The organism is Calditerricola yamamurae (assembly GCF_054654135.1).
In genome coordinates, this window is the sequence record NZ_BAAIFH010000006.1 from 1,088,550 (window position 1) to 1,109,476 (window position 20,927).

Consider the following 20,927-nt stretch of genomic DNA (forward strand, 5'->3'; position numbering starts at 1 on the left):
ATTCGATGTTTTCGAACACTTCAAGGCGGAATCGCTTTCAACCGGAAAAAAATCGCGGAACCTCTCAGGAGGGCCGCACCCTCTGGAGGTTCCGCAGAGCGGTTCGGGAACCGGGCGCCAAAAACGGCTGTGCCGACGCCTTCCCCTCAATACTCCTGGATCATGGGATGCAGCGTGATCTCGTCGATCTGCGCATGGGGCGGCGCAGCAACCATGGCCAGAACGGCGCGGGCCACATCGTCTGCCTTGAGCCAATCGGCCTTGCGCGGGTCACCCTGCACCGATCCGGCAAAATAGGTGTCCGTCATCCCCGGCAGAACGGCCCCCACCTTGACGCCTTTGGCGCGCACCTCCTTGCGCAGCACCTCGGTGAGCGCCTGGAGCCCGAACTTGCTGGCACAATAGGCCGCACCGTCGGGAATGGTTCGCCGCCCCACGTCCGACGAGATCATGACGATCTGCCCGCGTCCCCGCGCGATCATGCCGGGCACGACGGCCTTACAGAACAGAAAAGGGCCGGTCAGGTTAACGTCAAGGACGCGCCGCCACTCGTCGGCCGCAATCTCCCATGTCGGCTTAAAGACGCCGATGCCGGCATTGTTCACAAGCACATCCACCGCTCCCCAGCGCGCCTCCACCTCCCGCACCGCGCCTTCCACGTCCTCCTCACGCGTCACGTCGCCCGCCAGCACCAGAACGTCGCGTCCCGTTGCGCGCACCCGCTCGGCCACGCGGGCCAGATCGCCTTCGCTACGCGCAAACAGCGCCACGTCCAGTCCCGCTTCCGCCAATGCTACGGCCACCGCCTCGCCGATGCCGCGGCTGGCTCCCGTTACCAGCGCCGTCCGGTACCCGTTCATCGGCAATCCCTCCTCCCCTTGCCATACCGTGCCCGGTCATTTCCGTGTCGACCCTCGCGCTGGCGAAAACACCAGGCCCTATTCAGCATACCGCGTTTGTCCGGGACATGAAAGCTCGTCCACCATACGTCCCTCACCTGCCGGTATGCGGGAGGAGGATTTGCCGCACGGCTTCGCCTTGCGCCAGGCGGTCAAACCCCTCGTTCACCTCGTCCAGGCCGATGCGATGGGTGATCAGCCGGTCAACCGGCAACTTGCCCGCCCGGTAAAGGCGCAGGAAGCGCGGCAAGTCGCGCCGCGGCACCGCCGAGCCCATGTACGACCCGCGGAGGATGCGCTCCTCGGCCGCCAAGCTAACCGCCGGAAAGGTAAGCTTGGCCTCCGGATGGGGCAGGCCAACCGCTACCACCGTGCCCCCGCGCCGTACGGCTCGGTACGCCTGCTCCAGCACCTCGGCGCGCCCGGCGGCTTCAATGGCGTAGTCGGCACCGCCTTTGGTAAGTTCCTGTACCGCGAGTGCGGCATCTTCTTCCTTGGCGTTCACCACATGGCTGGCCCCCAGCGCTTGGGCCATCTTCAGTTTCTCGGGTCGGACGTCGACGGCGATGATCGGCTCGGCGCCGGCCAGCTGGGCACCCATCACCGCCGCCAGGCCCACGCCACCCAGACCAAAGACGGCCACAGCGCTGCCCGGCTCCACCCGCGCCGTGTTCACCACCGCACCGACGCCCGTCAGAACGGCACAGCCAAACACGGCGGCGATGTCGAGGGGAATGTCCTCGTCAATTTTGACCAGCGACGCTTCGGAAACGACGGTGTACTGGGAGAAGGCGGAAACCCCCAGATGATGGTGCACCGGCTGCCCATGGCGGCGGAAGCGCCGCTCACCGTGGAGCAGCGTCCCCTTGGCGTTGGCGGCGTTCCCCGGTTCACACAGGGCCGGCCTTCCCGTCGAACAGGGGAGGCAACGGCCGCACATGGGAACGTAGGAAAAGACCACATGATCGCCCGGCTTCAAGCCCATCACCCCCGGCCCCACCTCGCGGACCACGCCGGACGCCTCGTGTCCAAGCACCATGGGTGTGGGACGGGGACGGCTGCCGTCGATCACCGAGAGATCGGAATGGCACAGTCCGGCCGCGCGAACCTCGACCAACACCTCGCCCACGCCGGGGGCCTCGAGGTCGATCTCCTCCACCACGAGGGGACGCGACTCTCGGTATGGGGCGGGACGGCCCATCTCCAGCAAGACCGCTGCACGTGTGCGCATGGAAATCCCTCCCTTTACTCGTAATACCCCTCAGTAGACTTGATTAAGGTGGCAAACTGCTCGGCATCGTGGCCAAACCACACTTGTGACTTCGTTGCCTCGGCCAGGCGGCGAATGCGCTCCACCGTGCGCACATAGCCCAACGAATCATAGAGAATCCCCGGCGGTTTGACGGGAGGCCCGTAGTTTTGGCTGCAATAAATGGCGTCCGAAGCCAAGATCACCCCACCCGTTTCCGGCAGCTGCACGTGCAGCCCCAACATCCCAAAGGCATGGCCGCTACCAAAATTGAGAATGGTCACCCCGTCGACAAGAGGAAGATCCCCCTCCTCCCGCTGCACCGGCCGCCAGTGTAGCTCGTTGCGAATCCACGCATCGATGTCCTCCCAAATGTAGGCCCCCAATCGCTGGTGCATCGCGTACAGCTTCAGCGCTCCGGACAATTCGTCGTCATGCACGATGATCTGGGACTTCCGGAAGTATTCCAGACACCCGGCATGGTCGAGATGAAGATGCGAGACCACCACGTAGCGAATATCATCCGGGCCCACATTCAGCTGTTCCAGCCGGTGCGGAAGATAGCACTCCTCGCCACCGATAAAGGGGAAAGTATTTTGCGTTGGCTCCGGCCACCGCCCGTTGGGACCCATGGCGTTGGGATTGCATCCGGTGTCAAAAACAATCTTGCCATCGGGATGATCGACGTACACCGCGTAAATGGGAAACTCAATCCATTCTGCAGGTCGGTTTGGATTGTCGCAGCTCGCCAAGGTCGCACCGGCCAGCATGAGGGATTTGTCCATCTGCATACGCCCGCAATCCAACACATACAGCTTCATGCGCGTGGTTCCGGCCATTTTCTCCTCTCCTTTTTTGGAAAATTTCGATGTATCTCTTCTTCATCCTCACGCAATCGGCTTCACCACCACCAGCTTCAGCTCTGTCATCTCCTGAATCGCGTATTTCACCCCCTCGCGCCCGTAACCACTTTCTTTCACGCCACCGTAGGGCATGTGGTCCGCACGAAACGTGGGAATGTCGTTGAGAATCACCGCGCCGGCCTCTAGGACCCGAGCAGCGGCAAACGCCTTGGAGAGGTTCTGCGTATAAAGCCCAACATTCAGTCCGTAGGCAGAGCGGTTGACCAACGCAATCGCTTCGTCCAGCTCATGGTACGGCACAATCGACACCACCGGCGCAAAGGCTTCCTGGCACTGCACCTTCATCTCCGGCGTCACGTCCACCAGGACCGTGGGCTCCACCAAAGCGCCCCGGCGCCCGCCTCCGCACAGCACACGTGCCCCCTGTTTCACGGCCTCTTCAATCCACGCCGCAATCCGCTCCGCTTCCGCCTCCCGGATCATCGGACCCACATCGGTCGCCTCATCCAACGGGTCGCCCACCACCAGCCGGCGCGTGCGCTCGACGAAGGCCGCGCAGAAGGGCTCATACACCGCCTCGTGGACGTAGATGCGCTGCACGGAAATGCACACTTGTCCCGCATAAGAGAAAGCCCCTTCGACGCACCGCGGCACCACCGCCTCCAGCGGCACATCCGGCTCGACGATCACCGCCGAATTGGAACCCAGCTCCAACGTGCACTTGCGCAGGCCCACCTTCGCCTTGATGGCCTTCCCCACCGCGGAGCTGCCGGTGAAGGTTACCTTTTTCACGCGCGGATCGGTGATCAGGGCGTCGCTCAGCTCGCTTCCCGATCCGGTCACCACCTGCAGCGCCCCGTCGGGTAGCCCGGCCTCCTGGAACAACTCGGCCACCACCAGCGCCGAAAGGGGCGTTTGCTCCGCCGGCTTCAGCACCACGGTGTTCCCCGCGGCAAACGCCGGCCCAAGCTTGTGTGCCACCAGGTTGACCGGAAAATTGAATGGCGTAATGGCCACCACCACGCCGAGGGGTTCGCGCCAGGTGAACCCGATGCGCCCTTCGCCCCCCGGAGCGGCGTCCATCGGGAGAGTCTCGCCGCCAATCCGCTTGGCTTCCTCCGCCGAAAAGCGATAGGTCTGAATGGCGCGATCGATCTCCGCCCGTGCCGTTCGGATCGGCTTGCCCGCCTCGAGGGGCGACCAACCGGGCCAGCTCCTCTTTGCGTCGCGCCAGTCCGTCGGCCACCCGCAAGAGGATCTCGGCTCGCCGATGCGCAGGGAGCCGGCGCATGTGCCGAAACGCCGCCTCGGCACCGGCAATGGCCGCCGTCACGTCGGACGGGTCGGCCATGCTGATGTGCGCCAGCAGACGCCCGTCATAGGGCGCATGAAGCGGATATGTCCGGCTCTTGATCAGGGATTGGCCGTTGAGAACGAGTCCTTTGGTTTCCAACCCGCACACCCCCCTGTTGGCTGTCACCCTCTCAATGCAAGCAAAAACCGTGCCACCGGAACAGGGGAGGAACGAGACAACCCGCCGGAGAAATCCTTCATTGCAGCATTGCCTACGCCTCCCTGCACGAAACCCGTCACGCCCGTACTGTGCAGAAGCGCTTCGACGAAACCGACGGCAGTGGAATTTGGTGACGATTTTCACCGCTTTCATCCGCCACCCGTATCACGTTTCCGTCAATAATACCGAACATTGCGAATTCGGTTTCTGGTTATTTTTTTCACCATATTGGTTCCGATGATCACCGTTTTGGGAAAGGAGGAAACGCGTATGGAGCCGATCCAGCGGCTCACCGTGAAGCAGCTATCCGCCATCCTCGAAGCGGCCCAAGACGGCATTTACGTTGTCGACGGAAGCGGCGTCACCCGCTATGTCAACCGGGCGTACGAAGAGATTACCGGCTACAAGCGTGAGGAGCTCATCGGGCGGCATATGGCCGAGCTGGTGAACCAGGGATATTTCGACCGTTCGGTCTCCCTGCACGTATTGGAAACCCGCTCGCCCCAATCGCTGATCCAGCGTATCGGGAAAGCGAAGGAGGTGCTCGTAACCGGCACCCCCGTGTTCGACGAATCCGGCGCCATTGTCCTGGTCGTCACCAGCGTGCGCGACGTTTCGCAGCTCAACGACCTGCGCCGCGAGCTGGAAAAGGCCCGTTCCTTCCAGGCGTTGCAGCACCACCGTTATGCCTTGAATGCGGACGGGACCGCACACACCCTGGTGTGCCAAAGTCCGCGCATGCGCCAGTTGGTGGAAACCATCCGGCAGATCGCCCCGTATCCCACCTCCGTCCTCCTCACGGGTCCGTCGGGCGTGGGCAAGGAGGTGCTGGCCCATCTCATCCACCAGCTCAGCGACCGGAAAGATAAGCCTTTCATCAAGGTCAACTGCGGGGCGATTCCGGAAGCGCTGCTGGAATCGGAGCTGTTCGGATACGAGCCCGGTGCCTTCACCGGTGCCCGGCGGGAGGGCAAGATCGGCCTCTTTGAGCTGGCCGACGGCGGCACCCTCCTGCTCGACGAGATCGGCGACATGCCCCTCTCCCTGCAGGTCAAGCTCCTCCGCGTCCTGGAAAGCCGAGAAGTCTGGCGGATCGGCGCCACCCGCCCGCGCACGGTTAACGTACGAATTCTGTCGGCAACCAATCAGAAATTGTCCCAGCTGGTTCGGGAGGGACGGTTCCGGGAAGACCTGTACTACCGGCTCAACGTCATCGAACTGACCATCCCGCCCCTGCGTGAGCGGCCGGAAGACATCGACGCCCTCATTGCGCACTTCCTAAATACGTTCGGCCGGCAATATCGCTTGAACAAAACCCTGTCCGCCGCGGCCCGACGCGCACTGCGGGCATACCACTGGCCGGGAAACGTGCGCGAGTTGCGCAACCTGATCGAGAACTTGGTCGTCTCCCTGCCCGATCCCGTGATCGACGAACACCACCTGCCGCCGCACATCCGCAGGGCGGCCTCAGGAGACGAAGACTTCGGATGTACCAATGCCTCGCCGACGCTCAAGGAACGCGTCGAACAGTTCGAAAAACAACTCATCGCCGACGCCCTTGCCCGCAGCCCCTCCCTGCGCCAGGCGGCCAAACGGCTCGGCATCGACCACTCCACGCTGATCAAGAAAATCAAGCGCTACGGCTTGACCACGGCCCGATCCAACGTCTCGAAAACCGGAGGGGAAGACCGCCCATCTGACGCGCGGTGTTCGGGTGCATAGTTGCGCCCGTTTGGGACACGGTAACAACAGAGGAGCGCATCCCGTAACGCGGAAAGGAGGCACAGCGATGGTCATTCGCCATCCCTTCGGCGTTCCGGCACGCATGCGCGTGCCGAACATCGGCAGCCCGGCCGGAGCCCCCGAAATCCAGCCGCCCGGGCGGATTGAAGTGAGCCCGCCGGAACAACCGGACCGCGTCATTCCCGATCGCGACACCGACCGGCCCGCCCGGGAACAGTCCTAGGCTCGCAGCCAAGTCCATTCCCACCGGACTCCGCCGGAAGCGGAGTCCGGTGGGACCACCGCCGCGCGATATTGTGCCTCCCGTTGCGCTGCCCGTCCTGGCGCATGCACAAAAAAATCCCCGTGAAAAACGGGGTGAGGATTGATAAGGAAACCGTAACCTGTTCCACTTGAAAATGGAGGCCACAAGGGATGGCGTCTCGCCTACCAGCCGTGGTTCGCGGCCACGAACCTCGGCTCTACTAGGCAGGCGAGAGGGCCCTTGTCTGCCTCCATTATGGATCTTATGGCGAATGCGTCTATTTATGCGTCAGGCGACGCTTGCTGCATGGCCAGCCGGGCCGCGCCGATGAGCCCGGCATCGTTGCCCAGTTCGGCCGGCACCACGGGTCGCTTGGCCACAGCGGGCAGGGCATGGGCACGGTATGCCTCTTGCAGCGGGACGAAGAGGAGCTCGCCGGCGTGCGAAACGCCCCCGCCCACAACGATACGCTCGGGGTTGAGCAGATTGGCCGCATTGGCCAAGGCCAGGCCCAGCACGCGCCCGGCGTAAGCAAAAAGGGCCTGTGCCACCTCGTCACCGGCTTGGGCGGCCTCGACCACATCACGGGCGGTCAACACGCCGTTTCGGGCAAGGATGCCGGCCAGATGCGGCGAACGGCCGCTGCGCGCCGCTTCCCTCGCCTCCCGGATGATCGCCGTGGCCGAGGCCTCGGTCTCCAGACAGCCGGTTTTGCCGCAATTGCACCGATGGCCGCCCTCCGGCCGCACGGTTACGTGGCCGATTTCCCCGGCCAGACTGTCGGCGCCGGGATAGACGCGCCCCCCGATGACCACACCACCGCCGACGCCGGTGCCCACGGTGATGAGCAACAGGTGTTGGGCCCCCTTGCCGCTGCCGACCCACGCCTCGCCGAGGGCGGCCAGGTTGGCGTCGTTGTTGACGCTCACCGGAAGGCCGGGGAGCCCCGCGATCAGCCGGTCGCGCAACGGAACATTCTTCCACCCCAGGTTGACCGCGCGGATGACCACGCCCCGTTCCACGTCGAGATCCGGCCCCGGAACGCCGACGCCGACGCCGCCCACCGCCGCGCCGGACGCTTCGGCCACAGCCTTCAGCTGCGTAATAAGCTCCACCAGCCGCTCAAGCACACGGTCGGGACCCTCGTGGGTCGCCGTGGGCACCTCGCGCTTTTCCACAATGTGCCCCGCTTCGTCGACGACACCGGCCTTGATCGCCGTTCCCCCAATGTCCACACCGATCCACAGCCGCTTGCCTGTCATTGCGCGACCGCCACCTTACACCGCGATTCGCTCTTCCGTCTGCACGTCGAAGAAGTGCAGCTTGTTGGGGTCAAAGGCCAAGCGCAAGTTGTCCCCAACCTTGACCGCCGTGCGGGCATCGACACGGGCGGTGATGGTTTGCTCGCAACCGACGTCGAGGTGCAGGAAGCGCTCCGAACCGGTCAGCTCGGTCACCTCCACCCGCGCGTTGAACTGGCTTTCCGGCGCCGACTCGAGGAACACCGGCTCGTCGTGGATGTCTTCCGGCCGGATGCCGAGGTAGATCTCCTTGCCGACATACCCCTTGGCCCTGAGGCCCTTCGCCTTGCCATCGGGCACGACAATCTCCAGCGCACCGGCCTTGAAGCGCACCCGGTCGCCGTCTTCGACCAAGCCGCCCTTGACAAAGTTCATCGGCGGCGACCCGATGAACCCGCCGACAAAGACGTTGGCCGGCTGGTCGTACACCTCCTGCGGCGTGCCCACCTGCTGGATGACACCGTCCTTCATGACCACGATGCGCGAGGCCATGGTCATCGCTTCCGTCTGGTCGTGGGTGACGTAGATGAACGTTGTCTGCAAGCGTTCATGCAGCTTGAGAATTTCCGCACGCATCTGCACGCGCAGCTTGGCATCGAGGTTGGACAGCGGCTCGTCCATCAGGAACACCTGCGGCTCGCGCACGATGGCCCGCCCAAGGGCAACGCGCTGCCGCTGGCCGCCGGAAAGCGCTTTCGGTTTGCGATCTAGGTACTGCTCGATGCCCAGGATGCGCGCCGCCTCGCGCACGCGGCGATCGATTTCATCCTTCGGCACCTTGCGCAGTTTCAGCCCGAAGGCCATGTTCTCATACACGCTCATGTGCGGGTACAGGGCATAGTTCTGGAACACCATGGCGATGTCGCGGTCCTTCGGGGGCACATCGTTGACCAGGCGATCCCCGATGTACAGTTCTCCCTCAGAGATCTCCTCCAGCCCGGCGATCATGCGCAGGGTGGTCGACTTGCCGCAACCGGAAGGACCGACAAAGACGATAAATTCCTTGTCCTTGATCTCAAGGTTAAAATCCTTTACCGCAACGACGTCGCCATACCGCTTCCAGACGTGAACCAGCTTGACACTTGCCATACCCCTACGCTCCTTTTGCGCCAAGATTGTCTCTTCTTTTCATCATAGCACAATTTCTTCGCCCTCCCCTGAACGACAAACCTGTTTGCCACCCCATTCGTCTGAATGTTTCGTCATTGACGGCAGAGGCGGGCCGCGTAGCGAATGGGGTTTTCCACCACAGCCCGCGCCCCCGCCCGGTCCCCGATGCGGGCAAACAGGGCGCGCCCGGGCTTGGAGTTGACCTCCAGTAGCCACAGCCGGCCGGCGCGGTCAATGCCCACGTCCAGCCCCAGCTCAAACAGCGGACCGAACGCCGCCTCCACCGTCCGGGCCACCGTCAAGGCCAACTCCCGCAGCTCGGCGCGCACGCGTGCACGAACCGGCGCATCCAGCGGCTCGAGGAGGACAGCCAGGGGCACGCCGCGGCCACCGCCGTGCAGGTTGGAGGTCGCGCTGCCCCGCGGCCCGACCCGTCCCCCCGCGGCCACCAGTTCCCACGCACCGGAGGCGTTCTTTTGCACAAAGGCCCGCACGTCGGCGACCCGTCCACCTTCCATCAGCAGGTCAATGCCCTGCTGCACCACAAACCGGCGGCCCTCCGTCCACCGGTCGAGAAACACCGCCGCATCGCGCGCGCGGGAAAAGAGCCGGTAAAAAACGCCGTTGCGCATCGTCCGGCCGCGAATGCGCAAGCGGCCGCCGTCGCGGTCGATGAGCAGGAGGCCCGCACCGGCCGTGCCCACCGAGGGCTTGATCACCACGCATCCGTGCCGCGCCAGAAGAGATTCAACCGACGCCCATCCGGTATACAGGACCGTCTCGGGCAGCCACCGCACCGCGGGCGTGCCCACAAGCCGTCGGTAGACCGGCCACTTTCCCGGCAAGGCGACGCCGAGAAGGCGCACGCCGTGTCGCCGCAGCGTGCGCAGGGCCACCCGCGTGCGGCGCATCTCTTCCGTGCCCAGGCAGCGGCAGCGGTCCATGACCAGATCGGGGAACGGAACGGGCGTTTGCCGCCATCGCCCGCCCTCCCACACGTACCCCGCGATGCGGCGCCGGTGCCAGTCGATGTCGCGGGGCGAAAAGACGAACACGTCCAGGCCGACACGCCGCCCCACCTCGCAATACTGGCGGAAGAGGTCCGCCTGCGACAGCGGATTGCCGCGGCGAACGCTGTAACACGACAGAATGCCCAAGCTCGGCATGGCCTCTCTCCCCTCGCCGTTCATCCTTCGATCCCATTTTATGACCGGCGAGAACGGGACAAGGCGGGCCATCTGCCGCGCTCCAGAACCGGACCGGCGCCCGCAGCACCCATGCCGAGCCGGGCCAAGGCCCACCTAATCGTCCGCTGCCTATGCGTAACGCCGGATCGCCTCCACCGTGTCGCGGTCCAAACGGCGAATGACGGCAAGCAGAAGGCGCTTGGCGGCAACGAGGTCGTCCGTATCGACGATGGCGGCGTGGCTATGGATGTAGCGCGCGCAAACCCCGATCACCGCCGAGGGCACGCCTGTCCCCGACAGGTGGACGCGGCCGCCATCGGTGCCGCCTTGGGAAATGAAGAACTGGTAGGGGATGTTTTCCGCCTCGGCGATATCGAGCAACACATCGCGCAGCGCCGGGTGGGCAATCATCGTGCGATCATAGAGCCGGATGAGCACCCCGCCGCCCAACTTGCCGAAACCGTCGTCCACGCCGGGTATGTCGCCGGCCGGGCTGCACTCCAGGGCAAGAAACACGTCCGGCTGGATGAGATGGGCCGCCGTGGCCGCCCCGCGCAGGCCCACCTCCTCCTGGACCGTTGCCCCGGCGTACAGGGTGTGGGGGAGCGCCTCGCCGGCCACTTCCTTGAGCAGCTCGACGGCCAGGCCGCAACCGAACCGGTTATCCCACGCCTTGGCCATCAGCCGCTTACCGCCGGCCAGCTCGGTAAACGGACACACCGGGACGATCGGCTGGCCCGGCCGCACGCCGAGCGCTTCGGCCTCGGCGGCGCTGACGGCCCCGATATCAATAAACATCTCCTTGATCTCCACCGGCCGCTTGCGCCGTTCCGCCGACAAGAGGTGGGGCGGCACGGAGCCGATGACGCCGGGCACGCGACCCTTTTCGGTGAGGATTTCCACCCGCTGGGCCAGGAGCACCTGGCTCCACCAGCCGCCGAGAGGCTGAAACTTCACGAACCCCTGTTCCGTTACGCGGGTGACCAAAAAGGCCACCTCGTCCATGTGGCCCGCCACCATAACCGTCGGGCCCCCCTCCGGCCCGCGCCGCACGCCAAAGAGGCTCCCCAGATGATCGGTGACCACATCGTCGGCATAAGCGGTCAGATGACGCCGCAGAATGGCCCGCACCTCGCCCTCAAAGCCGGGCGCGCCGGGCGCCTCCGTCAATTCGCGGTACAACTCGACCCAGATCTTTTCCACGGGCTGCACTCCTTTCACGCTGGCATCATTTCCACGGCCAATCCGGTTGACTTTTCTGGCGGTTGCCGGTACGCCGGCGGAGCCCAGCTCTAGGCAACGGGCGTGCCCCGGGGTATACTGGGCAAGGAAGGAGGGGAAATCCGTGAAGGACAAGGTCATTCTCGTCACGTCGGATCAGTTCGGCAAGGGCGACGCCGAGCTCGGCGAAACGGTGCTGGAAACCTTCTTCGCCCTGCTCAAGCAACAGGAGGAGCTCCCGGCGGCGGTATTTTGCGTTAACCGCGGCGTCTTCGCCCTCACGGAACAGTCGTTGGCCTCGGTGCACCTGAAGGAGCTCGAAGCCAAGGGCGTGCCCGTGCTGGCGTGCAAGACCTGCGTCGACTATTACGGCTTGGAAGGAAAGCTGGTCGCCGGCGAGATCTCCTCGATGAAGCACTTCCTCGAGCTGGCCGCCCGTCACCCGGTGCTCACCATCGGGTAAACGGCGCTTCGCCCGCCAGAAGAGACCTGGCGGGCGTTTTACTTGTCCTGCGGCTCCGGTTCCAGGTAGGTGCGCAGCGCGCGGTAGATCGCCGGGGCGCCGGCGAGCACCGTGGTCCGGCCCTCGAGGGACAGGGGCGTTCCGTCCACGGTGGTAACCATCCCTCCGGCCTCCTTCACGAGCAATGCACCGGCGGCAAAATCCCACGGCGACAGCGACGGCGAGAAGAACCCGTCGAGGCGCCCGCACGCCACATACGCCAGCTCCAGCGCCGCCGCGCCATACAAGCGCATGCCGCGCACGCGACGGCCGAGCTCGCGGATCTTGTCGGTGAGGCCAAACCGTTCGGCATAGCGCGACCAGAAGAGCGAGGTGACGATCAGCGCCTCCTCGAGGCGGCTGGCGTCGGGACGCACGCGGATGGGCCGGCCGTTCAACGTGGCCCCCTCGCCGCGGCGGGCCTCAAACCACTCGTCGCGCAAGGGGTCGTACACAATGCCGATGAGGCCCTCGCCGCCGTGGTACACCGCCAGGGAAAGGACAAAATTGATCCGTTGATGAACGAAGTTGGTCGTCCCGTCGATGGGGTCGATCACCCACAGCGGCACCTCGGGAGCCGGCGCATCGGCCCGGGTAAAAACCCCTTCCTCGCCGAGGATGCCGTGATCGGGAAACGTCCGGAGGATCCGGTCGACAACCATGCGCTCCACGGTCCGGTCCACTTCGGTTACCAATTCCCCGCGCTCGGACTTGCGCATCGCCTCGATGGGGTCGTCCAGGCGCCGGCGCACGTACTCGGCGGCTTCGCGCACCGCTTCTTGCGCAACGGTCGCAATGGCTGCAAGATCCATCGTCATCCAACACCCTTTCCGTATCCTACCTCTTACAGTATACCCCTTCCGCGTAGCGACGCAACGAAAACAATAAAGGCTCGTCCGCGTCTCCCCCAAGTCGGGAAGGCAGACGAGCCTCGCCACACCAAAAGGCGCAGCCCCTCGCGCAGTCCGACCCCGCCGCGGCGTCCGGCAACCCGGGACTCAGCTCCGGCCCATCGGCAAGCCGTCGAGCCGCTGGCGGACGGGATAGGCGCGGCGAACGGCAGCGGCCAAGACAGCGGCCAGCACCGCCTTGGCGACGTCGCCGGGAATGAACGGGAGTACCCCGCTGACCAGTGCCTGCGCCGGGGACAAATCGGCAACCACGGCCAGCCATGACGCTCCCAGGGCGTATTCCACCACAAGGCCGCCGGCAGCGATGGCCACAAAAAGCTTGACCGTACCCACGGGGCGTCCGCCCCTTTCAAACCGCTCCACCAGCCAGCCCGTCACCCCCGCGGCGAGGGGAAAGCCCACCACGTACCCCCCGGTGGGGCCCAGGAGCGCGCCGATCCCGCCCTTGCCGGCCGAAAGCAGCGGCAACCCGGCAGCCACCAGGGCTACAAACAAGGCCATAGAGAGAAATCCCAGACGCGACCCCAGCAGCGCTCCGGCCAGCATCACCCCGAGGGTCTGTCCCGTGATGGGCACCGGGGTAAACGGCAAGGGAACGGCCACCTGCCCCAGCACGGTGACGATGGCAGGGAACAGGGCGGCAACCACCAGGCGAACCAGACGTCGCGTCGAAGGTCGCATCCCAACATCGCCCCCTTTGCTTGATGGCGATCCGACGCGTCGGTCTCCGCACCGCGCGCACGGTCTCACTTCCAACATAAGGAGGCAACGGGGATTTTGTCAACCAGTTTCTATTTCAAAGTTTACTTTTCCGCGCCGCGCTCGGAAAGCGCCGCGTCGAGAGCCGGCGAGACGCGCGCGAGCACCGTGCGTCCCGCTTCCACCCACTCCGGCGTCACGTTGCCGTCGCGCTCACGCGGGGGAGAAAACTGGTTGAGGAACGCACTGGAAATGGCCTCCGCCCGGTCAACATGGGTGTCCAGGTGCACCACGTGGTTGAGCACAAAGGGGTTGCCCAGGCGCACGCGGGCGTCATCCCGCCCAATGGCCCCCTGTTCGGCGGTAACCGGAATGCGCAGATACACCGTCTCATTTTCCGTGCGCGCCAGTTCCCGGTCAAAATAGGCGTGATCGTATTCCCACCCGCCGCCCAAGACAAATCCCTCGCCCTCAAGCACGGCGCGAATCGCCCCGTATCCCCCGCTGCGTCCGGCCAGGGCCCATTCCAGTTCCACCATGGTCTTCCTCCTCTGGCGCACAAAAAGGCGCCGGCGTGGTTTGGGAAGGCGTGTCGCCGCTAGTCTGTCCCACGTCCGGCACCGTTATGCACGCAGCGCTTCGTTTCGCCCTTCCGAAGCTATGGTACAATGGGTCAGGACGCGTCCGGTTCACCGAGATGCGCGCGGATCCGGCGCAGCACCTCCCCGTCTTCGGGGAAGCGGCCCGTCTCCAGCTTGGAATAGACAAGCTGGCCGTCGACGGTCACCTCAAAGCGTCCGCCCGATGAGGGAACGAGCGTCACCGTCTCCAGACGCCCCTTCAGCCCGGTAAGCAGCTCCGCCGTCACCCGGACGGCGTGGGGCTCGTAGCTTCACAGGGTGCAGTACTCCAGCGTAATCCGATGTTTGGTCATGGAACAACCCCTCCTTCTCCCGTCGTCGCCTCCCGCGTCTGCGCGGAGTACAAACTAGTATACCAAAACCCGTTCTCCGCCGGCAGGCTCTCCCGCCGCGCGGACCCCTGACGCTTTGCTTTGCGCCTTTCCTTTCCCCTTCCGACGCGAAAGGAGCGGTATTGGTGAACACGAAGTTGCCCGAAGCCTTTCTTCGCCGCATGCGCACGCTCTTGGGCCCGGCAGAATTCGCCGCTTTTGTGGCCAGCTACCGCGAAGGGCGCACCCACGGCCTCCGGGTCAACACGCTGAAGATCACCCCCATGGAGCTGACGCGCCGCCTCAGCCTGGCGCCGGACCCGGTGCCGTGGTGTCCGGAAGGTTTCTACTGCGACGAGACCGCCCAGCCGGGCAAGCATCCCTACCACGCCGCCGGGCTCTATTACCTGCAGGAGCCCAGCGCCATGGCCGCGGCGACCCTCCTCGACCCGCAGCCGGGGGAGCGCGTGCTCGACTTGTGCGCCGCCCCCGGCGGCAAGACGACGCACCTGGCCCAGCGCATGGACGACCGGGGTCTCCTGGTGGCGAATGAAATCCATCCGGCGCGCGTCAAAGCCCTGGTGGTCAACCTGGAACGGTTCGGGGTGAAAAACGCCCTCGTGCTGAACGAATCGCCCGACCGACTCGCCGCGCGGTTCGCCGGCTATTTCGACCGCATCCTCGTCGACGCCCCCTGCTCGGGGGAAGGCATGTTCCGCAAAGACCCGGACACGATCCGGGAGTGGGACGAAGGGCAGCTGGAGCCCCATGCCCGGCGGCAGCTGGCCATCCTGCGCAGTGCAGCGGCCATGCTGCGCCCCGGGGGGCGGCTCGTCTATTCCACTTGCACCTTCGCTCCCGAGGAGAACGAGCGGGTCATCGCCCGGTTCCTCGACGAACACCCGTTCTTTGATCTGGTGGCCCCGCCCCCGGCGCCCCATTTCGCGCCGGGCCGCCCGGAATGGGCGGACGGCCGGGAATCGCTCACCCGCGCCGTACGCCTGTGGCCCCACCGCGTGCGCGGCGAGGGGCATTTCCTCGCCCTGCTCGAAAAGCGTGCCGACGCGGATGCGCAATCGTCCGCTGCCCATGCCGAACAAGGCCAACGCCGCACGCGAATGCACCCAGCCGGCGCAGTGGCCGAGGCCGTGTCCCTGTTCCGGCGCTTTGAAGGCGAGGCCCTGACGCGGACCGTCGAGGGAGACTTCGCCCTGGTGGGCGCTTTCCTGTACCGCCTGCCCGACGGCCACGGCGAGCTGCCCGACCTCAGCGGCCTGCGCATCGTCCGTTTTGGCTGGCCCCTCGGCGCGGTGAAGAAGGACCGCTTCGAGCCGGGACACGTGCTCGCCCTCGGCCTGCCAGGTGACGCCTTCCGCCGGCGAGCCGACTTTGCCGCCGACGATCCGGCCGTGCGGGCCTACCTGCGCGGCGAGGTGCTCCCCCGCGCCGGCGAAGCCGGCTGGACGGTGGTCACCGTCGACGGTTATCCGCTGGGGTGGGGCAAGCAGGTCGGCGGCCAGCTCAAAAACCATTATCCGAAAGGGTGGCGCTGGCCGGACTGACGTCCTCCACCCACGCCCGCAAGAGTTCGGCCACGCTCCACGCCTGGGCAATGCAGCCGCCGGGGCGATGGGGGGCGTCTCCGTCAAACACCTCGGAGACGGTGCCCACCCCGGCATCGGCAAGGTGGGCGGCAAAGCCCTCCAGCCAGGAGCGGGCCAGCGCCACCTTGGCCGGATCGTCGCCGTAGACGCGCAGAAAGGCGCGGATGAAGGGCCCCAGTAGCCACGGCCACACCGTTCCCTGGTGATACGCCGCGTCGCGCGCCCAGCGGTCACCGCCGTACGTCCCGCGGTACTGCGGATCTTGCGGGGCCAGGGTACGCAGCCCGTACGGCGTGAGCAGGTGGCGCCACACCGCATCGACCACGCGCCGCTGCTTGTCGGACGGCAAGATCGGGTAGGTCAGGGAGACAGCAAAGATCTGGTTGGGGCGAAGCGCGGGGTCCTTCTCGCCGTCGTCACCGACGACGTCGTACAAATATCCTCTCTCCTCGTTCCAGAAGGCCTCCACAAAGGAGGTCTTCGCTTTTTCGGCCAGGGGCGTAAAGGGATCCTCCTGGCTGCAGGCGCGGGAGACGGCCCCCATGATTCGCAGGGCGTTGTACCACAGGGCCTGCACTTCCACCGGCTTGCCGCTTCGCGGTGTCACCACCCAGTCACCCACCTTCGCATCCATCCACGTCAGCTGCACGCCCGGCTCCCCGGCCCGTACCAGCCCATCGGCGTCAACCCGAATCCCGTGGCGTGTGCCCTCGAGATAGCCGTGCACGATCCGGCTCATCGCGTCGAGCAAATGCTCACGCAGAAACGCGCCGTCGCCGGTATGCTGCCAGTACTTGGCTGCCGCCTCGAAGAACCACAGCGGGGCGTCCACGGCGTTGTACAGCGGCTCCCCGCCGCGGTCGGCGAACATGTTGGGGATGAGCCCGTCGCGAACGTGCCGGGCGTAGGTGAGGAGGATCTCCCGCGCCACATCGGGTCGCCCCACGGCCAGCGTCAGCCCGGGCAGGGCGATCAGGGCGTCGCGCCCCCAATCGTTGAACCAGGGGTACCCGGCAATGACACTCGTCGTACCGGTCGTGGCGCGGTGCACGAGGAACTGGTCGGCGGCCACTACCAGGCGACGCCACAACGGATGGGAAAAGCCCGCCGCATCGGCCAAGCGCGCGCGCCGCTCCGCTTCCGTTTCCACCAGCTTCGCCGGATCGCCGTAGGCCTCCACCGCCGCGCGCACCGGATCCGCCGCCTCCCCGCCAAGGGCCAGCACCAGGTACACCTCATCCCCATCGCGCAGGCGGACACGCCACGTTCCCGGGACCCAGCACGCCTCGACATGGCCCCCCTCTCCGCGGCGCTCCTCCTCGGGATAACGCAGCATGCGCCGCTCGGGATGCACGTCAACGGTTCCGCGGGTGGCGAAAAGGATCACCGCTCGTCCCAACGCCTCAAGGTCCACACGCAGCACCAACCCGTCCCCTACCGGGTGCCGGTGCAGGGAAAACCCCCCGTGCTTCGGTCCGAGGGTCGCGTGGTGGTCGCGCCCGGCCACATGCGGACGGACGGTCAGGTCCACGGAGCGCTCCCCTCCGCCAATCACACGATAGGACACCACCGTGGCATTTTCTCCGTGCACCATGGCCACGCGCTTCACCAACGTTACATCGCCCACGGCAAAGGTCCACGTGGGAAAGGGATCCGGCACGAACTGGCGAAAGACCGCCAGCTCCGGCACTTCCAGCCCGTCGGGGACATAGACACCAGAAAGCCGGTACGGCCCCCCGTCCACCCACAACGTCTCCTCCAGATGCGGCACGAGGTTCACCCGGTCCGTCGGCGGCGCAAGCGACGCCGTCAGGTAACCGTGGTACTTTCGCGTCGGCAGCTGCCCAACCGTGCCCATGGCGTAGCCGCCCAGACCGTTCGTCTCCAGCCACTCCCGTCGCGTCGCTTCCGCCACGTCGGCGAACGCGTCCGGGCCGAGAACGAGGAACAACGCCATCGCCTCCTTCCGATCGTCGTCTGCCGGGACAAAAACGCGGGGGCCATGCCCCCGCCCGTTTACGGGTACCGTGTTTTCGTTTCCACCCCTCGGGGCGTCATCCTGCCGTCTTCTCCGATACGATCCCGCTTTCCATCTGACGGACGCCCGCGATGACGTAGCCGGCATACAACAGGACAACGCCGACGGAATTGGCCACCGGCAACAGCTCGGCCATCCCGAAACGGGTCAACGTGCCGCCGCTGGCCATGATGAGGGAACCCGTAGCCACCCACAGACCGGCTACCGACCGACGGCGCAGGCCCGACCACAGCGCCCCCCCGATCAGCGCCAGGCTGCCCGGGATCGTGAGAAGGGGAGAAAAGAGGCGCACACTTCCGGGAAGGGCCTCGCCGCCGATCTCACCGCCCGCCCCGAGGCGCGCCAGGTCAACGGGAGCATTCAGCGCCTTTACCAGCATGGCCAGCGCCACAAGAACCATCGCGCCCAAAAAGGCGTGTGCCCAGCGGGGCCGGGCCACGAAGTACAGCTCCCCGGCCCCGAGGAAGGCCACCAAGGCCGCCGCGGCCACGTACCACAACTTGTACATCCACGGGTTCCACCCCACCGCGTAGGCAAGCGCGCTGGCCAGCGCGGTGAAGGTGTAGAGCGCAAATCCCACGAACCAGGCGGCATGGTGCAGCCTGCGGGTGCGCCAAAACCGGATTCCAACGCGCACCGAAAAGGCAGCACCGATCAGCGCGCTGATCGTCCATAGCAGCGCGGGGATCACGAGCCGTCCCCTCCCCGGTCGCCCTCGTCCCTTCCGGCGCCGCTTCCGCCCGCCGGCGCACCCGATCCCATCCGTTCCGCCAGCACGATCATGCGCGGCGAGGCGGCCTCCTCGTAAGGCGCGAGGGTGTAGTCGCCAAACCAGTGCCGGATGCGCAAATCGGCGTTCTGGAACAGCCGGGCCATCTCCTCCGGCGTGTAGAGGCGGACCGACTCCCGATAGGTGCGCGTGCCGCGGGAGTCGGTGACGACAATGGCTTTCTCCACGCGCGGCACCGGCGCATCGACAATCGTCCGCGTCTCTTCAATGCGCGCGCCGTCCACCGTGCGCACGGAATGGGGGACGAGGGTATTCCGTACGTAGGCGGGGTTCAAGTAATCGAGAACGAAGATCCCCCCGGGGCGAAGTGCCCGCGCCATGCGGCAAAGGGCTCGCTGGTTGTCGGCGTCGGAAAAATACCCGAAACTGGTAAACAGGTTGAAGACGGCATCGTAATCGCCGCCAACGTCCAACTTGCGCACGTCCTGTCGCACAAACCGCACCGGCAGCCCCGAGGTTTTCGCCCGCGCGCGCGTCAGCAACACCTCCGAAAGGTCCACCCCCACCACGCAATAGCCCCGCCGCGCGAGGACCACGCTGTGCCGTCCGGTGCCGCAGCAGGCATCCAACACCCGCGATCCGGGCGGCAGGCCCAAGAAGTCGAGCAGCGCCCCCAGCTCGCGTTCCGCCGCCGCCTCATCGCGGTGGCGGTAGACCAGGAGATAATCCTCGCGAAAACTGGTTTCGTACCAATTGTCACGGGTACTCGCGGCCGCGTGACATCCGCTTTCTGCCCTCATCCCATCGCCTCCGTTCCGCGTTTATCCCCGCCCGCCGCGCCTTCTCCCCTCCGCACGTCTTCCCGGCCGCGCGACAGGGTCACCGCCGCGTGGGCCAGCGCGCCGGGCAGGGACACCGCCGGTTTCTTCACCGTCACCGTCACCCGCACCACCCGCGGGTGACGGTCGAGAACCACCTGGGCAATCCGCTCGGCCACCGCTTCGATGAGCCGCAGGGGCTCGCCCTCCACCACGGCACGCACGTCGCGGTACACCTGGACGTAGTCGACGCTGGCCTCGAGGCGGTCGGATCGCCCGGCCTCACGCAAGTCGACGTCCAGGCGCAGGTCGACGACAAAGCGCTGGCCGAGGCGCCGCTCTTCCTCGTACACCCCGTGGTACCCGTAAAAGACCATCCCTTCCAGGGCAATGCTGTCTGTCATCGGCTTTCCCTCCACTCCGGCACGCGCAAGCCGATGGCCTTCACCACGCGGGCAAACACGTCGGGAAGCGGGGCCACAAACACGCGGCCGTCGGGCAAGCCCACGCGCCAGGCGTGCAACAGCTGGTGGTTCACCCCAAAGGCCGGCCGCCCGCCATACTTGACGTCCCCGAGCAGCGGATGGCCGATGCTCTGCAAGTGGGCACGGATCTGGTGCGTGCGCCCGCTGACGAGCTCCACCTCCACCAGGGCATATCCGCCTTGCGCGTCCAGCACGCGGTAGCGCGTGACCGCGTCCTTGCCGCCGGATGCGACGCGCGTCCGGTTGGCCGACGGGTCGCGCATGAGGGCACGGCGGATCTCTCCTTCCGCCGGCGGCGTTCCCTCCACCACGGTCAGGTAGAACTTGCCGATGGCCCGCTCCTGGTGCCACCGGTTGAGCTGGTGGAGCATCCCTGCCGTCTTCCCGACCAGGACTAGCCCGCTCGTGTTGCGGTCCAGGCGCCCCGCCGCCGCCGGCAAGAAGAAGCGGCTGTCCAGCTCGCCCTTTCGGTACAAGTAGGCGTGTACGCGGGCGATCAGGGTATTCTTGTACTCCGTCCGGTCCGGGTGGACCAGCAGACCCGGAGGCTTGTTGACCACGAGGAGCTCGTCGTCCTCGTACACCACGTCAAGGTCCGCCGGCACGCCGGCGAATTTTCGCTTGCGCGGGCCGGCCGCCGCCTGGCGATACTCCTCCTCCGTCATCTGGAAGGAGAGCACATCGCCTTCCGCCACCGCGTATTCCTTCTTTTTACGCTTGCCGTTCACCCGGACGTGCCCCTGGTCGATCATCTTGTACAGCCGACCAAGAGGCATGTTGGGCAACAAGTGGCGCAGCAAGCGGTGCAGCTTTTTGCCGCTCTCCGCCTTGCTCACGACATACGTCACCATATCGGCA

Annotated in this window: 19 protein-coding genes and 2 pseudogenes; 4 read left to right on the forward strand and 17 right to left on the reverse strand. The window is 65.8% G+C overall.

Annotated elements, in window-relative coordinates; genetic code table 11:
• Window positions 1-146 precede the first annotated feature (146 nt).
• The 4 genes and pseudogenes from ACYQ0Z_RS11660 to ACYQ0Z_RS11675 form a co-directional block, all read right to left on the reverse strand.
• The gene (locus ACYQ0Z_RS11660; RefSeq protein WP_459868384.1) at window positions 147-860 is read right to left on the reverse strand and encodes an SDR family oxidoreductase; all 714 of its coding nucleotides are present in this window, start codon (window positions 858-860) and stop codon (window positions 147-149) included.
• A 133-nt stretch (window positions 861-993) separates the two neighbouring features.
• Window positions 994-2,130 (reverse strand): zinc-dependent alcohol dehydrogenase family protein, encoded by a 1,137-nt coding sequence (locus ACYQ0Z_RS11665; protein WP_459868387.1) that lies wholly within the window; start codon window positions 2,128-2,130, stop codon window positions 994-996.
• 14 nt (window positions 2,131-2,144) lie between these two features.
• Window positions 2,145-2,987, reverse strand: a complete 843-nt coding sequence (aiiT, locus tag ACYQ0Z_RS11670; RefSeq protein WP_459868390.1) for a quorum-quenching N-acyl-homoserine lactonase AiiT — start codon at window positions 2,985-2,987, stop codon at window positions 2,145-2,147.
• A 48-nt stretch (window positions 2,988-3,035) separates the two neighbouring features.
• Window positions 3,036-4,464: pseudogene (locus ACYQ0Z_RS11675) on the reverse strand (aldehyde dehydrogenase family protein).
• A gap of 330 nt (window positions 4,465-4,794) precedes the next feature.
• On the opposite strand from ACYQ0Z_RS11675, the gene ACYQ0Z_RS11680 reads away from it, so the two are divergent.
• Complete coding sequence (locus tag ACYQ0Z_RS11680; RefSeq protein ID WP_459868393.1) at window positions 4,795-6,246, forward strand: sigma-54 interaction domain-containing protein; 1,452 nt, start codon at window positions 4,795-4,797, stop codon at window positions 6,244-6,246.
• Window positions 6,247-6,313: 67 nt separating this feature from the next.
• A complete protein-coding gene (locus tag ACYQ0Z_RS11685) occupies window positions 6,314-6,490 on the forward strand; it encodes a hypothetical protein (protein ID WP_459868396.1) in 177 nt (58 codons plus the stop codon).
• Window positions 6,491-6,792: 302 nt separating this feature from the next.
• Here ACYQ0Z_RS11685 and ACYQ0Z_RS11690 read toward each other — a convergent pair whose 3' ends face one another.
• The 4 genes from ACYQ0Z_RS11690 to ACYQ0Z_RS11705 form a co-directional block, all read right to left on the reverse strand.
• Complete coding sequence (locus tag ACYQ0Z_RS11690) at window positions 6,793-7,773, reverse strand: ROK family glucokinase (RefSeq protein WP_459868399.1); 981 nt, start codon at window positions 7,771-7,773, stop codon at window positions 6,793-6,795.
• A 15-nt stretch (window positions 7,774-7,788) separates the two neighbouring features.
• Window positions 7,789-8,901, reverse strand: coding sequence for an ABC transporter ATP-binding protein (locus tag ACYQ0Z_RS11695; protein WP_459868403.1), 1,113 nt, complete (start codon window positions 8,899-8,901; stop codon window positions 7,789-7,791).
• Window positions 8,902-9,014: 113 nt separating this feature from the next.
• The gene (locus tag ACYQ0Z_RS11700; RefSeq protein WP_459868406.1) at window positions 9,015-10,088 is read right to left on the reverse strand and encodes a YheC/YheD family endospore coat-associated protein; all 1,074 of its coding nucleotides are present in this window, start codon (window positions 10,086-10,088) and stop codon (window positions 9,015-9,017) included.
• A 150-nt stretch (window positions 10,089-10,238) separates the two neighbouring features.
• Window positions 10,239-11,312, reverse strand: a complete 1,074-nt coding sequence (locus ACYQ0Z_RS11705) for a M42 family metallopeptidase (RefSeq protein WP_459868409.1) — start codon at window positions 11,310-11,312, stop codon at window positions 10,239-10,241.
• Window positions 11,313-11,454: 142 nt separating this feature from the next.
• On the opposite strand from ACYQ0Z_RS11705, the gene ACYQ0Z_RS11710 reads away from it, so the two are divergent.
• A complete protein-coding gene (locus ACYQ0Z_RS11710) occupies window positions 11,455-11,793 on the forward strand; it encodes a DsrE family protein (protein WP_459868412.1) in 339 nt (112 codons plus the stop codon).
• 38 nt (window positions 11,794-11,831) lie between these two features.
• On the opposite strand, the gene ACYQ0Z_RS11715 is transcribed toward ACYQ0Z_RS11710, so the two are convergent.
• The 4 genes and pseudogenes from ACYQ0Z_RS11715 to ACYQ0Z_RS11730 form a co-directional block, all read right to left on the reverse strand.
• Window positions 11,832-12,650 carry an inositol monophosphatase family protein gene (locus ACYQ0Z_RS11715; protein ID WP_459868415.1) on the reverse strand — a complete coding sequence of 273 codons (819 nt, stop codon included), beginning with the start codon at window positions 12,648-12,650 and terminating at the stop codon, window positions 11,832-11,834.
• Window positions 12,651-12,830: 180 nt separating this feature from the next.
• The gene (locus ACYQ0Z_RS11720) at window positions 12,831-13,424 is read right to left on the reverse strand and encodes a biotin transporter BioY (protein ID WP_459868418.1); all 594 of its coding nucleotides are present in this window, start codon (window positions 13,422-13,424) and stop codon (window positions 12,831-12,833) included.
• Between the two features lie 122 nt (window positions 13,425-13,546).
• Window positions 13,547-13,978 (reverse strand): YugN family protein, encoded by a 432-nt coding sequence (locus ACYQ0Z_RS11725; protein ID WP_459868421.1) that lies wholly within the window; start codon window positions 13,976-13,978, stop codon window positions 13,547-13,549.
• A gap of 137 nt (window positions 13,979-14,115) precedes the next feature.
• Window positions 14,116-14,322 (reverse strand): annotated as a pseudogene (locus tag ACYQ0Z_RS11730) (Rdx family protein); the annotation flags it as partial.
• A gap of 218 nt (window positions 14,323-14,540) precedes the next feature.
• On the opposite strand from ACYQ0Z_RS11730, the gene ACYQ0Z_RS11735 reads away from it, so the two are divergent.
• Window positions 14,541-15,956, forward strand: a complete 1,416-nt coding sequence (locus tag ACYQ0Z_RS11735; protein WP_459868424.1) for an RsmB/NOP family class I SAM-dependent RNA methyltransferase — start codon at window positions 14,541-14,543, stop codon at window positions 15,954-15,956.
• Here ACYQ0Z_RS11735 and ACYQ0Z_RS11740 read toward each other — a convergent pair.
• From ACYQ0Z_RS11740 to ACYQ0Z_RS11760, 5 genes are all read right to left on the reverse strand, one after another.
• Complete coding sequence (locus tag ACYQ0Z_RS11740) at window positions 15,916-17,955, reverse strand: amylo-alpha-1,6-glucosidase (protein WP_459868427.1); 2,040 nt, start codon at window positions 17,953-17,955, stop codon at window positions 15,916-15,918. The genes ACYQ0Z_RS11735 and ACYQ0Z_RS11740 overlap by 41 nt on opposite strands.
• A gap of 97 nt (window positions 17,956-18,052) precedes the next feature.
• The gene (locus ACYQ0Z_RS11745) at window positions 18,053-18,727 is read right to left on the reverse strand and encodes a hypothetical protein (protein WP_459868430.1); all 675 of its coding nucleotides are present in this window, start codon (window positions 18,725-18,727) and stop codon (window positions 18,053-18,055) included.
• Window positions 18,724-19,566: a class I SAM-dependent methyltransferase gene (locus ACYQ0Z_RS11750; protein WP_459868433.1), complete on the reverse strand. Its 843-nt coding sequence runs from the start codon at window positions 19,564-19,566 to the stop codon at window positions 18,724-18,726. The genes ACYQ0Z_RS11745 and ACYQ0Z_RS11750 overlap by 4 nt, the downstream gene beginning before the upstream one ends.
• Window positions 19,563-19,988: a dihydroneopterin aldolase gene (gene folB / locus ACYQ0Z_RS11755; protein ID WP_459868436.1), complete on the reverse strand. Its 426-nt coding sequence runs from the start codon at window positions 19,986-19,988 to the stop codon at window positions 19,563-19,565. Before folB ends, ACYQ0Z_RS11750 begins: the two co-directional genes overlap by 4 nt.
• Window positions 19,985-20,920: an RluA family pseudouridine synthase gene (locus tag ACYQ0Z_RS11760; RefSeq protein WP_459868439.1), complete on the reverse strand. Its 936-nt coding sequence runs from the start codon at window positions 20,918-20,920 to the stop codon at window positions 19,985-19,987. Before ACYQ0Z_RS11760 ends, folB begins: the two co-directional genes overlap by 4 nt.
• Window positions 20,921-20,927 lie beyond the last annotated feature (7 nt).

What these genes read in the sequence shown, in the direction of transcription:
- ACYQ0Z_RS11760 (WP_459868439.1), bottom strand. Translation starts at nt 20,920, where the DNA reads ATGGTGACGTATGTCGTGAGCAAGGCGGAGAGCGGCAAAAAGCTGCAC.
- ACYQ0Z_RS11680 (WP_459868393.1), top strand. Translation starts at nt 4,795, where the DNA reads ATGGAGCCGATCCAGCGGCTCACCGTGAAGCAGCTATCCGCCATCCTC.
- ACYQ0Z_RS11700 (WP_459868406.1), bottom strand. Translation starts at nt 10,088, where the DNA reads ATGCCGAGCTTGGGCATTCTGTCGTGTTACAGCGTTCGCCGCGGCAAT.
- ACYQ0Z_RS11665 (WP_459868387.1), bottom strand. Translation starts at nt 2,130, where the DNA reads ATGCGCACACGTGCAGCGGTCTTGCTGGAGATGGGCCGTCCCGCCCCA.
- ACYQ0Z_RS11660 (WP_459868384.1), bottom strand. Translation starts at nt 860, where the DNA reads ATGAACGGGTACCGGACGGCGCTGGTAACGGGAGCCAGCCGCGGCATC.
- ACYQ0Z_RS11695 (WP_459868403.1), bottom strand. Translation starts at nt 8,901, where the DNA reads ATGGCAAGTGTCAAGCTGGTTCACGTCTGGAAGCGGTATGGCGACGTC.
- ACYQ0Z_RS11690 (WP_459868399.1), bottom strand. Translation starts at nt 7,773, where the DNA reads ATGACAGGCAAGCGGCTGTGGATCGGTGTGGACATTGGGGGAACGGCG.
- ACYQ0Z_RS11715 (WP_459868415.1), bottom strand. Translation starts at nt 12,650, where the DNA reads ATGACGATGGATCTTGCAGCCATTGCGACCGTTGCGCAAGAAGCGGTG.
- ACYQ0Z_RS11720 (WP_459868418.1), bottom strand. Translation starts at nt 13,424, where the DNA reads ATGCGACCTTCGACGCGACGTCTGGTTCGCCTGGTGGTTGCCGCCCTG.
- aiiT (WP_459868390.1), bottom strand. Translation starts at nt 2,987, where the DNA reads ATGGCCGGAACCACGCGCATGAAGCTGTATGTGTTGGATTGCGGGCGT.
- ACYQ0Z_RS11685 (WP_459868396.1), top strand. Translation starts at nt 6,314, where the DNA reads ATGGTCATTCGCCATCCCTTCGGCGTTCCGGCACGCATGCGCGTGCCG.
- ACYQ0Z_RS11740 (WP_459868427.1), bottom strand. Translation starts at nt 17,955, where the DNA reads ATGGCGTTGTTCCTCGTTCTCGGCCCGGACGCGTTCGCCGACGTGGCG.
- folB (WP_459868436.1), bottom strand. Translation starts at nt 19,988, where the DNA reads ATGACAGACAGCATTGCCCTGGAAGGGATGGTCTTTTACGGGTACCAC.
- ACYQ0Z_RS11750 (WP_459868433.1), bottom strand. Translation starts at nt 19,566, where the DNA reads ATGAGGGCAGAAAGCGGATGTCACGCGGCCGCGAGTACCCGTGACAAT.